The sequence below is a fragment of the Devosia sp. genome (assembly GCF_036563435.1).
Lineage (GTDB): Bacteria > Pseudomonadota > Alphaproteobacteria > Rhizobiales > Devosiaceae > Devosia.
Genome location: NZ_DATCMJ010000018.1, coordinates 567,603 through 581,329 on the forward strand (window position 1 = coordinate 567,603; position 13,727 = coordinate 581,329).

Consider the following 13,727-nt stretch of genomic DNA (forward strand, 5'->3'; position numbering starts at 1 on the left):
TCTACCGTCCGCGTTTGAGGCTGCCGAGAATGCCACGCACAAGGGCACTTCCCAGCCGGTTGGCGACAGTGCGCGCCAGCGAATTCATTGCCGCTTCCGCCGGCGTTTGCCTGCTGGAACTGCGGCGCGGCCGCTCGTCCTGGTAGCTCCGCTCGGTCTTTCGGAGTTCGTCGTCCTGCCGCTGGCGCTCCTCGGCCAATTGCCGGTCACGCGCCTTGCGGCTCAGCACTTCGAATGCGGACTCGCGGTCCACGGTCTGGTCATAGAGCCCGCCAACCGGTGACGCGCTCATCACGGCGCGGCGATCCTCGGGCAGCAGCGGTCCGACCTGCGCCGAAGGCGGGCGTATCAGCGTGCGCGCGACCATCGAGGGGACACCCTTGTCTTCCAGTACCGAGACCAACGCCTCGCCGATACCCAGCTGGGTGATCGCTTCTTCGGTCGAGAAGGCCGGGTTCGGGCGGAACGTCTCGGCCGCGACGCGAACCGCCTTCTGCTCGCGCGGCGTATAGGCACGCAGCGCATGCTGCACGCGATTGCCCAGTTGCGCGAGGACGGTCTCCGGAATGTCGAGCGGGTTTTGCGTCACGAAATAGACGCCGACGCCCTTGGAGCGGACCAGCCGCACGACCTGTTCGACCTTGTCGATCAGTGCCTTGGGCGCATCGTCGAACAACAGATGCGCTTCGTCGAAAAAGAACACCAGCTTGGGGCGGTCGAGATCGCCCACTTCGGGCAGTTCCTCGAACAACTCGCTCAGCATCCAGAGGAGAAAGGTCGCATAGAGGCGCGGCGAGCGCATCAACTCGTCGGCTGCCAAGATCGAGATGAAGCCACGCCCGTCGCGGTCCGTGCGCATCAGGTCGGCAATGTCGAGCGCCCGTTCGCCGAAGAAGTTCTCGCCGCCCTGCTGCTCCAGCACCAACAGCGCCCGCTGGATCGCGCCGATCGAGGCCGCGGAGACATTGCCGTAGCGGCTGGAGATCTCCTTGCTGCGCTCCTGGATGTCCACCAACAATGCCCGGAGATCCTTGAGGTCGAGCAGCAGCATGCTCTCGTCATCTGCCAGTTTGAAGGCGATGTTGAGCACGCCCTCCTGCGTGTCGTTGAGCTCCAGCAAGCGGCTCAGCAGCAGTGGCCCCATCTCCGAGATGGTCGCACGGATCGGGTGCCCCTGCCGCCCGAAGAGATCCCAGAACATCACCGGGAACACAGCGTCACGGTAGTCGTCAAAGCCGATCTCGGCTGCCCGCTGGGTCTGCCAGACCTGCGCCTTGCCCTGCTTGGCAATGCCGCTGAGATCACCCTTGATGTCCGCGGCAAAGACCGGCACGCCTGCCGCGGAGAACCCCTCCGCCAGCACCTGCAGCGTGACCGTCTTTCCCGTGCCCGTCGCACCGGTCACCAGACCATGCCGGTTGCCATAGCGGAGCGCCAGATATTCGGGCTGGGTGCTGGTGCCGAGGAAAATCTTGTCGTCGAGGAGCATAGCCACCGTTACCCTTGCGTCACGCCCTTATAGCCGCCCGTTTCCCCGCCGGACAACTCGGCATTTGCTTGCCCGTCAGACGGCGCGCAACTCTCCCACAACAGCGCCGCGTACGCTCTTGATCGGCTGGTGCGCCAGCGCTTTGAGCGCCTGCCGCTGGGTGGTGTCGGAGTCGGCTAGCTTCAGCAGCATGCCGGCAAGCATGGCCTGCGAGGCGGCAATATTGCCGTCGTCGCATTTGAGCGCATAGCCCCAGCCCTTGTCGCGGATGGCGCCGCACTGCACGCCCTCGGCCCCCACCTTCTGCATCAGCCGCCCCCCGAACGCCCTCATCAGCAGCGTGTCGGGGTGGCCGGTCCCGGCCACCAGATGCGGATGGCGCGTCGCCGCGTCGAACAGGCGCCGTGCCGCTGCCCCCAGGTCGGGGGAAAGGCCCTTGCCGGTGGCCATGCGGGCAAAGCCGAGGGCAAAAGCCCGGAGAGGCGCTGCAAAGGTCGGGATCGAACAGCCATCGGTGCCGCAACGGTCTTCCGAAAGGCTTTCGCCAATCACCGCTTCCACCGCCTCGCGCACCGCCTTCTGCACCGCATGCTCGCGGCCTACATAACTCGCGGTGGGCACACCCATTGCAAGCGCGACGCTTAACATGCCCGAATGCTTGCCCGAACAATTGTTGTGAAGCGAACTGGGCTCGGCGCCGGCCGAGCGCAGGGCCTCGCGCGCCGCAGCATTGGTTGGCGCATGCGCCCCGCATTCAAGATCGGCGGCGGAGAGACCGATGCGCGTGAGTAGGCCCTCGGCCGTCGCGACATGCGCCGCTTCGCCGTGGTGGCTCGCACAGGCCAGCGCCAGTTCCTCGTCCGTGTGATGAAACCGGCCTTCCGCCTCGCGCGCAAAAATGGGCAGCGCCTGCATGGACTTGATGGCGGAGCGCGGAAAGATCGGCCGCTCGATGTCGCCTGCCGAGGCGATGATCCTGCCGTCGGCATCCACCACAACATAGGCGCCGCGATGGCGGTTCTCGACCCAGTTGCCGCGCACGGTCTCGGCAAGAATGGGGTTGGCGTCCATGGCAGTCTCCCTCGTCTGCGCTCACGAACAGCGCAGACCGGGAAAAGTCAACCGCCCGGTCAGATATCGGTGCCTTCGACCGGGGTCAGGTAGCGCGAGTTGACCCAGCCGCGGGTGTCGTTGGCATCCACCAGGCACCAGTCCGCACCCGCCTTGGCCTCAATGCAGCGCTCGACCCAGACATGGCTGCCCGGCTCGAAGGCGCCGACCTTGCGGGAATAGGCAGCCGGCCACTTGCGGACGTTGAGTTCGTCCCACTGGGCGACGCCGCTCACCTGCGCCAGCTGATCCACATTGTAGCCCCCTGCCATGGCCGGCTGCACGGCAAAGCCAGCGGCCGCTGCAATGACCATGCCGCACAAGGTGGCGATCAGGAGCTGTTCGTGGTTTTTCTTCATCATCTATCCCAGGATGTTCGTCTGCTTTCCTCCAATCTGCTCGCAAGCGTTTGAACTGTGACTGAAATCGTCGTTCAGGCACTGTTCATCTTTGCCCCGCGGCGTGCCACACTGAATGAAAAGGGAGATCGGCAATGCGCAAAGTTCTGGTGACCGGGGGCAGCGGCAAACTCGGCATGGCGGTGCTGCGGGACCTCGTGGCGCATGGTTACAAGGTGCTCAACCTCGATCAGCAGCCCCTGCCCGAACCCGTCTGCCCCAGCGTTCGCGTCGACCTCACCAATTTCGGGGAGGTCGCCGCAGCCATTCTTGGCGGTGTCGATGAACGTCCTGGTCCCTTCGAGGCGGTGGTGCACCTGGCCGCCATTCCCGCGCCGGGCCTTGCCGCCAACAGCAAGACCTTCGCCAACAATGTCCCCTCCAGCTACAACGTGTTCGAAGCGTCCCGCCTTGCAGGCATCAAGAACGTCGTTTTCGCCTCCAGCGAAACCGTGCTCGGACTTCCCTTCGACACCCCGCCGCCCTATGCGCCGGTAGACGAGGAATACTATCCCCGTCCAGAATCCGCCTATTCCCTGGGCAAGCTGTTGGACGAAACCATGGCAGTGCAGTTCTGCCGCTGGGATCCGGAACTGCGCATGGTCGGCCTGCGCTTCTCCAACGTCATGTACCCGGAAGACTATGCCGCCTTCCCGCGCTTCGACGCCGATCCGCAAGGCCGCAAATGGAACCTCTGGGGCTATATCGACGCGCGGGATGGCGCGCAGGCGGTGCGGCGCGCCATCCAGGCCGAGTTCAAGGGCTTCGAAGCCTTCATCATCGCCAATGCTGATACGGTGATGAGCCGCTCCAACATGTCGCTCCTGGCCGAGGTCTTCCCCGCCGTTCCGACCAAGGGCAACGTTACCACCAACGGGACGCTGCTTTCGATTGAGAAGGCTAAGCGCATGCTTGGCTACGCGCCGCAATATAGCTGGCGCACGGAGTCCGTGGCGAAGCGCTAGGCGCCGCTCACCCGCACGATCTGTGACGTCCCGGCCTCCGGGTTCTCGGTCACGGCATAGACGGCACCGTCGGGTCCTACCTTGACGTCGCGTACCCGCGCTTCGAGCGGCACGCGCTCTTCGGTCACCACCTTATCGCCCTCGACATGCACGACGACTAGCCCTTGGCTGACGAGCCCGCCCACAAGGAAGGCGCCGTTCCAGGCCGGGATGGCATCGCCATCGTAGAAGGCCATGCCTGACGGGGCGATCACCGGATCCCAGTAGTAGATTGGCTGCTCGGTCTCGGCCTTTTGCGTGATGCCTTCGCCGATCGGGTCGCCGCTATAGTCGATGCCATAGGTCACTTCGGGCCAACCATAGTTCTTTCCCGCCTCCGGCCGGTTCAGCTCATCGCCACCCTTGGGACCATGTTCCACCGTCCAGAGCCGTCCTTCACCATCCAGCGCAGCCGATTGCATGTTGCGATGACCCAGGCTCCAGATCTCGGGCAAGGCGTTCGCCTCGTCCACAAAGGGATTGTCCGGCAGGGCGGCGCCGGAAGCGTCGATGCGGAACACCTTGCCCAGGCCGCTGCCGATATCCTGCGCCTGCTGTCGCGTCTCCACGTCGGAGCGCTCGCCCACCGTTACATAGAGCTCACCCGCAGGTCCGAAGACCAGCCGCGAACCGAAATGCTTGTCGCCATCATAGGTGGGCGTCTGGCGGAAGATCACGGTGACATCTTCCAGCGCGCCACCGCCCGCCTCGTCCGGCACCAGCCGTGCCGAGGCGACCGAGGTGCCGTTGCCACCGTCCCGCGGTTCGGAGAAGGAGAAAAAGACCGTTCCGCTCGTCTCGTAGTCGGGCGCCAGTGCCACATCGAGCAGGCCACCCTGCCCGTCATCATCTACTTCCGGCACGCCGGTGATCTCGGGCCCGGCCGTGCCGTCCTCGGCGACGATATGCATGGCGCCGCTCTTGGCCGTCACCAGCATGCGCCCGTCGGGCAGGAATTCCATGGCCCAGAGCTGCGGCAGGTCCTCGGCAACCACCTCCGTCATCACGGCCGTCGCTTCATCCGGCGTCGGCGCGCGGGTCTGCCCCTTAAAGGCTGGCTGCTGGTCCGGTGCGTTCGGCGCCTCGGTCTCGGCTGGCTGGCTCGAAGTCTGTCCAAGCGTTGGCGTAGCCAGAAGAGCGGTGCTCAGCAGCGTCCCGGTCAGCAGGTGGGTGATACGGATCATGACGGCCTCCATGGTTGCTGGAGGCAAAACCGCGTCAAGGCGCAGGCGTTGCCCCGGAGCCGATCAAGAACCGTTTATCCGACAGGGATGTAGCCGATGCCCTTGGCTGCAATCTCTTCGTGGCTGGCCTCGTAGCCCGCATCGGCATAGCGCATCACGCCGAGCGCCGTGTCGTTGGTCAGCGCATGCCCCAGCCGTTCCGCCCCCGCCTCGGTGCCGTCGGCGACCACCGTCACACCGGCCGAGGTCATGTAGCCGGCATAGCCACCACCGCCGGAATGAACGACCACCAGATCGGCCATGGACGAGCACAGAAGCATGGCGTCGAGCAGCGGCCAGTCGGCAATGGCGTCCGAACCGTCCCTCATGTTCTCGGTCATGATATTGGGGTGCGCCATGGCCCCGGCATCGAGGTGATCGCGGCTGAAGGCCACCGGGCCGGCCAGGGTCCCATCCGCCACCATGTCGTTGACTGCCAGTGCCAGCTTGGTGCGCTCACCATGGCCCAGCCAGGCGATCCGCGCCGGCAGGCCTTCGAAGGGAATGTGCTCCCGCGCCAGGGCGATCCAGTTGGTAACGATCTGGTTGTCGGGGAACAATTCGAGCAGCTTGTCATCGATCTTGCGGATGTCATTTGGATCCCCACTCAGCGCCATCCAGCGGAATGGCCCGATGGCACGGGCAAAGAGCGGCCGCAGATAGGCTTCGGTGAATATCTTGATGTCGAAGGCATTCTCGACCCCGCCTGCCTTGGCCTGGGTGCGGATCAGGTTGCCGTTATCGAACACTTCGGCGCCGGCGGCTTGGAAGGCGAGCATGGCCCGGACATGATCGACGATGGATGCCCGGCTGGCCGCCATCAGCTGCGCCGAACCCTCGATCCGCAGCCGCCGCACCTCCTCCAGCGACATGCCCTTGGGCACATAGCCATAGACAAGGTCATGCGCCGACGTCTGGTCGGTGACGATGTCGGGCACGATGCCGCGGCGCACGATCTCGGGATAGATTTCGGCCGCATTGCCGACAAGGCCGATAGAGGTCGCGCGCTTGTCGCGCACCGCCTCTGCAATCCTCTCCAGCGCCGTATCGAGGTCCGGCGCGATCTCTTCGAGATAGCCGATCGCCTGCCGCTTGCGGGCCCGCTCCTCGTCGATGTCGATGCAGAGGATCGCTGCCCCGGCCATGCGCCCGGCCAGGGGCTGCGCTCCGCCCATCCCGCCCAGCCCTGCCGTGAGGATGAACCGCCCCGCGAGCGTTCCGCCGAAGCGGTTCTCGGCAATGCGCATGAAGATTTCATAGGTGCCCTGGATGACCCCCTGTGAGCCAATATACTGCCAGGCCCCCGCCGTGAGCCCGCCCCAGCAGATCAGGTCCTTACGCTCCAGCTCGTAGAACACTTCCGCCTTGGCCCACTGCCCCACGATGTTGCAATTGGCCATGATCACCAGCGGCGCCTTGCTGTGGGTCTTGAGCAGCCCGATCGGCTTGCCCGACTGGATGATCAGCGTCTGCTCCTCGTCCATGCGCAGCAGGGTTTCGACGATCGCCTTGTGGCTCGCCCAGTTGCGCGCCGCCTTGCCCAGGGCGGCATAAACGACCAACTCGTCCGGATTTTCGCCGACGCTCAGCACGTTCTCCAGCAAACGCAGCAGGGCCTCCTGCCGCCACCCCTTGGCACGCAATTCCGGCCCGCCTGGAATAGGGAAGTTGGGATGACGCGGATTTGGTGTGGGCATGGTCGTCCTCAGTAGACCTCATCCTGAGCTTGTCGAAGGACGAGGTCGTGGCAGGTTATGGTTCCCGACCTCGTGGTTCGACAGGCTCACCATGAGGTCTCAACAAGTAAGGGCCCAGTCGCTAACGACCGCCATCCAGTGCATACCGCGCCAGTTCAATCTCCATCCGCTCCTCCACGAAGGGATAAACTGCCGGATCGAGGACCGACGAACTCAGCGGAATGCCCGTCTTGGGTACATGCAGCACGAACACATACATACCGCGCCCGAGCTGGCCCACCGACAGCGCTTGTCCGGCAGCATCGAGCGTGGTGATCACATCCGGAAAGGTCGCCAGCCGCGCGCCGCCGGCGTCTTCGACCGCCATATACTCATTCATGATGTGGAGCGTCGAAGCCTTGTCGCCCTCGCCAACGGTGACTTTGCCGATGTCGAAGGCTTCCCTAGTATAGGTCACATCGATCGCGGTAATGTATCCCTTGGTGAGGATCGTGCCGCCCGTCGTCTTGACAATGGCATCGATCATCGAACCCGGCCCCTTGCCATCGGCCGCGATCATCGCCTCGCCGAGCTTTAGCGCCAGCGAAATGCCACCCAGCGCCGCGTGCTGTTTCACATAGCTGGCACGCAAGGGATTGCGGCACGAGGCGATGAACCCGCCCGACATGTCGGCTGCCGTTCGCAGGATCGGCGAGACTTTGGCGGTCGCGCCCCGCGTCACCAGTTCGATATAGCGGTTCTCGGCGCGATTGCCGCCCACCGCCGTCTGGATCACCTGGTCGGGCGCCCCCGCCATGCCGATCGAGCCCATGTCACCGGTCGGATGGGCGCGGATATCGCCCACGGCGTCGACCACCTTGGTGCCGAGGATTGCCGAGGGCAGCCAGCCATTGAGCGTCGAGCTCTTGCCATTCTGCCCCACCATCAGGCCGCTCAGCTTTTCGCCCAGCGCGTCCTGCAGCAGTTGCACCGCTTTGATATAATCGACGCCCTGCATCTCCCACGGCGTGGTCGAAGCCGGGGCGCCGATGGCTGCGGCCGTGGCCACCCAGTCATTGGGATCGAGTTCGTCCACGCTGACCAGCTCGGGCCGTCCGGCATTAACCGCGGCCATGCCCAGCATGCGGCCATGATCGGCCCAGCCACCGCCGCCGGCTGCATAGATCGAACCGCCGCGCACCGCCGCCTCGACGTCCTTTTCGGTCAGGATGCGACCCATTCAGCTTTCCTCTTGCAGTTTTTTGTCCAGCGCCTGCACGGCATCGAGCAGCACCGCGGCGCCCATGGCAATGTCGTCCGTCGTGGCCAATTCGTCTGGCGTATGGCTGCGCCCGTCATTGCAGGGCACGAAGATCATCGCCGCTCGCGTTATCCGCGCCATCCAGGCCGTGTCGTGCCCCGCGCCCGAGGCCACGCGGCGATGGCGGGTGCCGGTCCGTTCGCAGGCAGCGTCGAGTATGTCGAGCAAGCCGGCGTCGGACGGGGTGGGCGGATTGTCCGAAACAATGCGCGGCTCCTCTACCGTCACACCGGTCTTTTCCGCTATGGCCGCGATGCCGTTGCGCAGCTCGTCGGTGAACCGTTCCATGTCGGCGCGCAGCTCTGCCCGAGCATCGATCAGCATGCGCACCCGGGCCGGGACGACATTGCCGGCATTGGGCCACATCTCGAACTCGCCGACGGTGGCGGCAAAGTGCTCGGGACCGGCAGCCAGCGCCTTGGCCAGTTCCTCGACGCCCAGCGCAATCCAGGCAGCCGTTGTCAGCGCATCCTGCCTTGATCTCATTGGCGTGGTCCCGGCATGGTCGGCCCTGCCCTCCACCACAACCTCGATCCGGGTAATGCCGGCAATGGCCGTCACCACGCCCACGTCGAGCGCCTCGTTCTGCAGCACCGGGCCCTGCTCGATATGAAGTTCGAGAAAGGCCTTGATGTCATCGCGCTGCGCCGGATGGATCAGGTTGCCGCCGACCTCGACAAGTGCCTGCTCCAGGGTTCTGCCGCCGCTTTCGCGCGTCAGCCATTCTGCCGGCCGCGTCCCGCTCATGCCGCGGCTGCCGATACAGGAGACGCCAAAGATCGAAACCTCCTCGGCCAGGAAATCGACCACTTCCAGGGTGTGATCGAGCACGATGTTCTGGTCGCGCAGCGCCCGCGCCACCTCCAGCGCCGCCACGACCCCGGCCACGCCATCGAAGCGCCCGCCATCGGGGACCGTATCGGAATGGGAGCCCAGCATGATGGTGCCAAGGCCCGGATTGCGGCCGGGAATGGTGCCGACGAGATTGCCCGCGGGGTCGATCTGCGTGACCGCCCCAGCTTCCTGCATGGCGCGGGTCAGCCATTGGCGCCCCTCGAGGAACATCGGGGTGAAGGCCCGCCGCGTCCAGGGACGGCCCGGCTCGGTGATAGCGCTCAGCGCTTCGATATCGGCGGCAATCCGCTCCGGACGGATGGGTGAATTGGGGATCATCGCTTCCGCACCTCCGGCCGCACGAACTGCCCAAGCCCCGGCGCAGCAACGTCCGTGCCGTCGAACACCTCCACTCCGCGCAGATAGGTCAATCCCACCGTCCAGGGCAGCTCGATGCCGTTATAGGGCGACCAGCCGACGACATTATGCCCGCTCGCCGCCGCGTCATAGACCTTGGGCCGCGGAAACAGCACGGTGATGTCGGCGTCCTTGCCTTCCGCCAGCGCCCCCTTGCGATGATCCAGCCGGAAATGCCGCGCCGGGTTGTCCGCCAGCAGCCGCGCTGCCCAGATCAGGGGAATATCCCGTTCCAGCGCACCCTTGACGAAGAGCGGGACCATGACCTCGAGGCCCGGGACGCCCGAAGCATTGGCCAGCATGTCGGGATTGGTCTTGCGATCTTCCGACCAGCTCACATGGTCGGTCGATACCATGGTGACATTGCCCTGCCGCACATGCTCCCAGAGCCTTTCCACCTCGGCGCGCGGCCGGATCGGCGGGTTGATCTTGGCCTTGCCGCCCAGGCGCCGGACGTCGTTTTCCTCATCGAGCACAAGGTAGTGGATGCAGGCCTCGATGGTCGCCGCATAGCCCTGGTCGCGATAGCCGCGTGCAATCTCGTAGCCGCGGCCGAGCGAACAATGCACCACATGGGCCGGGCAGCCGGTCTGCGCTCCGGTCTCGTAAATCTGCAGCGAGGCCAGTAGCTCGGTCAGCGGCGGCCGGCTCAGCGCATGGGCGCGATAGTCGGTGATCCCCGCCGCCTTGACCTTGGCCATGGCGGCCCGGACCATTTCGTCGTCCTCGTTATGCACCCCAGCCGTAAGCCCGGTCTTGGCCACCGCGGCGAAACACTCTTCCAGCAAGGCCGGCGGGATGCGTGGAAAGCGCACAGGATCGGTGCCGAAGGTCGAGAACTTGAACGCCGCGACGCCCGCTTCCGCCTGCTCGGCGATGCGCGCCGCGCCCTCTTCGGGGTTGATCGTGCCATAGAGCGCGAAGTCCACCCGCGCCTGCGGCGAAGCATGCGCCACCTTGATGCGCACGGCCTCGGCCGAGCAGACGAGATTGCCCTCGTCATAGGGCATGTCGACAATGGTAGTCACGCCACCAGCCGCCGCCGAGCGGGTCGACCAGATGAAGTCCTCCTGGTTGCGCTGCGACAGCGAATGGACCTGCGCATCGATGGCGCCGGGCAGGATCAGCGCCTCGCCCAGCTCGTGCCGTTCGCGGCCCGCCGGAGCAGCGCCGCTGCCCACGTGATCGACCCTGCCCGCGCGCACCGCGACATAGCCGCCCTCGACCACGCGGTCGGGCAGAACAACGGTGCCGGCAAGAACGAGGTCGAAGTCTGCCATGCTCATGTCCTCCTCAGCTGTCCCGTGCGCGCCATCAACAGGCGCTCGAGCGCCGACAAGGCATCGTAGATCAGCACGGCGAGGATGCCCACGATCAACCCGCCCTGCAGCACGAAGGCGGTGTTGCTCGATGTCAGCCCCGCGATGATCACCTCGCCCAGCGTACGCGCGGCAACGGTGGAGCCGATCGTGGCGGTCGCCAGCGAAATCACCACCGACAGGCGAATCCCCGCAAGGATCACAGGCAGCGCCAGCGGCAGCTCGACCTTGAGCAGCCTCTGCCACCCCGTCATGCCGACGCCCTTGGCCGCGTCGGTCACCGCCGGCGGCAGGCTGGTCAGTCCCGTCAGGGTATTCTCGAAAATGGGCAGGAGGCCATAGAGGAAGAGGGCGACGAGCGTCGGCGCCGTCCCGAAACCCAGCATCGGCACCGCCAGCGCCAGCACCGCGACGGGCGGAAAGGTCTGTCCGATATTGGCCAGCGACCGCGACAGCGGCAGGAACTCGGCCCCGAACGGCCGGGTGACCACGATCGCCAGGCCCACTGCAATCACCGTGGAGGCGACCGTCGCGGCCAGGACGATCAGCAGGTGGTTGAGGGTGATGTCGATCAGACTGCCCTGGTTGTAGATGGGCGGCTGGTTGGGGCGGGCAAACAGCGCAAAGAAGCCGCTGAACAGGTCGGGGCGGAAGAGGAACAAGACCAGCAGCGCCAGTGCCGCGAAACGAACCAGATTGCCAACCGTCATTGCGGTCTCGCCGCCAGGCGCGAAAGGGCGTGGAGCGACACATGCCCTACGATCTGCCCGTCGCGACGCACCGGAAGGGCTGGCCTGCCCGACCAGAGCAGTTCGGCATAGGCGTCGCGCAGGGACGCCGCGGCATCGATAGGCTCGCCTCCGATCTCTCCGGCCTCGAGGTGATCGCCGACGCGGGCCAGCGACAGGAGGCGGAATGGCCGTTCGCTGGTGCCGATCAGTTCGGCCACGAAAGGCGTGGCCGGGTTTGCGATGATTTCGGCTGGCTTTGCCGCTTGCAGCAGCTTGCCCTTGTCCATCACCGCAATGGTATCGCCCAGGTGGATCGCCTCTTCCATGTCGTGGGTTACCAGGACGATGGTCGTGCCCAGGCGGCGCTGGATCGTCAGCAGGTCATCCTGCGCCTTGGCGCGGATCACCGGATCGAGGGCACCATAGGGCTCGTCCATCAGCAGAATATTGGGCGAGGCGGCCAGCGCCCGCGCCACGCCAACCCGCTGCTGCTGGCCTCCCGAAAGTTCGTGCGGCAGCCGGTCCCGAAACTGCGCAGGATCGAGCTGGAACAGAGCAAGCAATTCATCGACGCGATCAGCCGTCTTGCGCTTGTCCCAGCCAAGGAGCTTGGGCACCGTGGCAATGTTCTGCCCCACGGTACGGTGCGGGAAGAGACCATGCCCCTGAATGGCATAACCGATGCGGCGGCGGAGTTCATAGGCGGGAATACCGGCGATATCCTCGCCATCGATGCGGATGCGCCCTGAACTTGGCTCCACCAGCTTGTTGATCATCCGCATCAGGGTGGTCTTGCCCGAGCCGGAGGTCCCCACAATCACGCAGATCGTGTGCGGCTCGATCGTCAGCGTCACCCCGTCCACCACCCTGGTGCCGCTATAGGTCTTGGTGATGTCGTCGATTTCGATCATTGCCGTGTCTCCGCGCGGGAGGTCATTTCCACCAGAGCATCAAGCACGACCGCGGCGGCGAAGGCCAGTACCACCGTGGGCACAGCGCCGAGCAGCACCAGGTCCATGGCCGTCTGCCCGATGCCCTGGAACACGAAGACACCGAACCCGCCGCCGCCGATCAGCGCTGCGATCGTAGCCAGGCCGATATTCTGGACGAGGACGATGCGGATGCCGGTGAGGATCACCGGGAAAGCCAGCGGCAGTTCAACGCTCAGCAGCCTTTGCCGGCCCGTCATGCCCATGCCGCGCGCCGCGTCGACAGCCGCAGGCGAGACGCCCTGCAAGCCGACGACCGTGTTGGACACCACCGGCAGGAGCGAATAGGCGAACAGCGCCAGCAAGGCCGGTGCCAGGCCGATGCCCGAAATGCCGATGCTCGACGCGCCGGGAACATTGGCAGCGACCCAGGCCAGCGGTGCGATGAGGAGCCCGAACAGGGCTATCGAGGGGATGGTCTGGACGATGTTGAGCACGTTGAGCACGGCAGCGCGCAAGGGAGCGACCTTGTAGCAGAGGATGCCGAGTGGAATGCCGACCACCGTCGCTATGGCCACCGAGCCGAAGGCCAGCAGCAGGTGGGTGCGTCCCTCTGCCCAGAAGGCTCTGGCGCGCGTTGCATATTCCTTGAGCGTCGAAATGTCGTTCCAGGTCCCGCTCCAGAGCAGCACAGCGAGCGCAACGCCGACCAGGACGAGAATGCCGATGCGCACTAGCGGCTTCAGCCGCAGCCGGGTCAGAGCGTCGGTGACCAACAGCGCAAAGGCGAAAACGAGGAGCCAGAATCCCGCGCCGGGGGATACCCGCGCAAAGGTATCGCCTTCGGGCGTCAAAAAACTGGCGGAAACTCCGATGGCGACAAGGAGAACCGCCACCGCCACAAGGCCTGCGGCGAGCTTGGCGAGGGTCGGCAAGCGCAGGGCACTCGCAACCAGCCCCACGAGAAGAACGCCGACAACGAAGGCCGAGGCAAAGCTCGGCAGCGCATCCAGCAGCGAGCGCGACTCTCCAAGCACGATGCGGTTGGCGCGAAACAGGCTGAAGGGCAGCACGGCCCCGGCGGCGGCAATCAAGGCGATGAGAATGCCGAGCTTGTCCAGCGCCAGCCAGGTGGGGCGCGTAGAAGGCGATGTTGCAGAAATGCTCAAGATGCTGTCCACCCACTGTGCGCCACCCCCGGGCTAGACCCGAGGGATCTTCACGTGCTGCACATTGGGTCAGTGCAGGGCCCTCGGGTCAAGCCCGAGGGTGACGA

The 13,727-nt window shown here is 65.3% G+C and carries 12 protein-coding genes; 1 reads left to right on the plus strand and 11 read right to left on the minus strand.

Annotation, left to right across the window (positions count from 1 at the left end; translation table 11 throughout):
* Window position 1: 1 nt before the first annotated feature.
* The 3 genes from VIL88_RS15225 to VIL88_RS15235 form a co-directional block, all read right to left on the minus strand.
* Window positions 2–1,489, minus strand: a complete 1,488-nt coding sequence (locus tag VIL88_RS15225; protein WP_331990715.1) for a helicase HerA-like domain-containing protein — start codon at window positions 1,487–1,489, stop codon at window positions 2–4.
* A gap of 75 nt (window positions 1,490–1,564) precedes the next feature.
* Entirely contained in the window at window positions 1,565–2,560 is a 996-nt protein-coding gene (locus VIL88_RS15230; protein WP_331990324.1) for an asparaginase, read from the minus strand.
* A 59-nt stretch (window positions 2,561–2,619) separates the two neighbouring features.
* The gene (locus VIL88_RS15235; protein WP_331990326.1) at window positions 2,620–2,958 is read right to left on the minus strand and encodes an SH3 domain-containing protein; all 339 of its coding nucleotides are present in this window, start codon (window positions 2,956–2,958) and stop codon (window positions 2,620–2,622) included.
* 134 nt (window positions 2,959–3,092) lie between these two features.
* On the opposite strand from VIL88_RS15235, the gene VIL88_RS15240 reads away from it, so the two are divergent.
* Complete coding sequence (locus VIL88_RS15240; RefSeq protein WP_331990328.1) at window positions 3,093–3,962, plus strand: NAD(P)-dependent oxidoreductase; 870 nt, start codon at window positions 3,093–3,095, stop codon at window positions 3,960–3,962.
* Here VIL88_RS15240 and VIL88_RS15245 read toward each other — a convergent pair.
* The 8 genes from VIL88_RS15245 to VIL88_RS15280 form a co-directional block, all read right to left on the minus strand.
* A complete protein-coding gene (locus VIL88_RS15245) occupies window positions 3,959–5,185 on the minus strand; it encodes a PQQ-dependent sugar dehydrogenase (protein WP_331990330.1) in 1,227 nt (408 codons plus the stop codon). The two genes, VIL88_RS15240 and VIL88_RS15245, sit on opposite strands and share 4 nt — an antisense overlap.
* Before the next feature lie 74 nt (window positions 5,186–5,259).
* Complete coding sequence (locus VIL88_RS15250; RefSeq protein ID WP_331990332.1) at window positions 5,260–6,921, minus strand: urocanate hydratase; 1,662 nt, start codon at window positions 6,919–6,921, stop codon at window positions 5,260–5,262.
* Between the two features lie 121 nt (window positions 6,922–7,042).
* Window positions 7,043–8,140, minus strand: a complete 1,098-nt coding sequence (locus VIL88_RS15255) for a DUF917 domain-containing protein (protein WP_331990334.1) — start codon at window positions 8,138–8,140, stop codon at window positions 7,043–7,045.
* A complete protein-coding gene (locus VIL88_RS15260) occupies window positions 8,141–9,394 on the minus strand; it encodes a Zn-dependent hydrolase (RefSeq protein ID WP_331990336.1) in 1,254 nt (417 codons plus the stop codon).
* Window positions 9,391–10,752 (minus strand): dihydroorotase, encoded by a 1,362-nt coding sequence (locus VIL88_RS15265; RefSeq protein ID WP_331990338.1) that lies wholly within the window; start codon window positions 10,750–10,752, stop codon window positions 9,391–9,393. The genes VIL88_RS15260 and VIL88_RS15265 overlap by 4 nt, the downstream gene beginning before the upstream one ends.
* A 2-nt stretch (window positions 10,753–10,754) precedes the next feature.
* Window positions 10,755–11,501: an ABC transporter permease gene (locus tag VIL88_RS15270; protein WP_331990340.1), complete on the minus strand. Its 747-nt coding sequence runs from the start codon at window positions 11,499–11,501 to the stop codon at window positions 10,755–10,757.
* The gene (locus tag VIL88_RS15275; protein ID WP_331990342.1) at window positions 11,498–12,433 is read right to left on the minus strand and encodes an ABC transporter ATP-binding protein; all 936 of its coding nucleotides are present in this window, start codon (window positions 12,431–12,433) and stop codon (window positions 11,498–11,500) included. Before VIL88_RS15275 ends, VIL88_RS15270 begins: the two co-directional genes overlap by 4 nt.
* Window positions 12,430–13,614, minus strand: a complete 1,185-nt coding sequence (locus VIL88_RS15280) for an ABC transporter permease (protein WP_331990716.1) — start codon at window positions 13,612–13,614, stop codon at window positions 12,430–12,432. Before VIL88_RS15280 ends, VIL88_RS15275 begins: the two co-directional genes overlap by 4 nt.
* Between the last annotated feature and the right edge of the window lie 113 nt (window positions 13,615–13,727).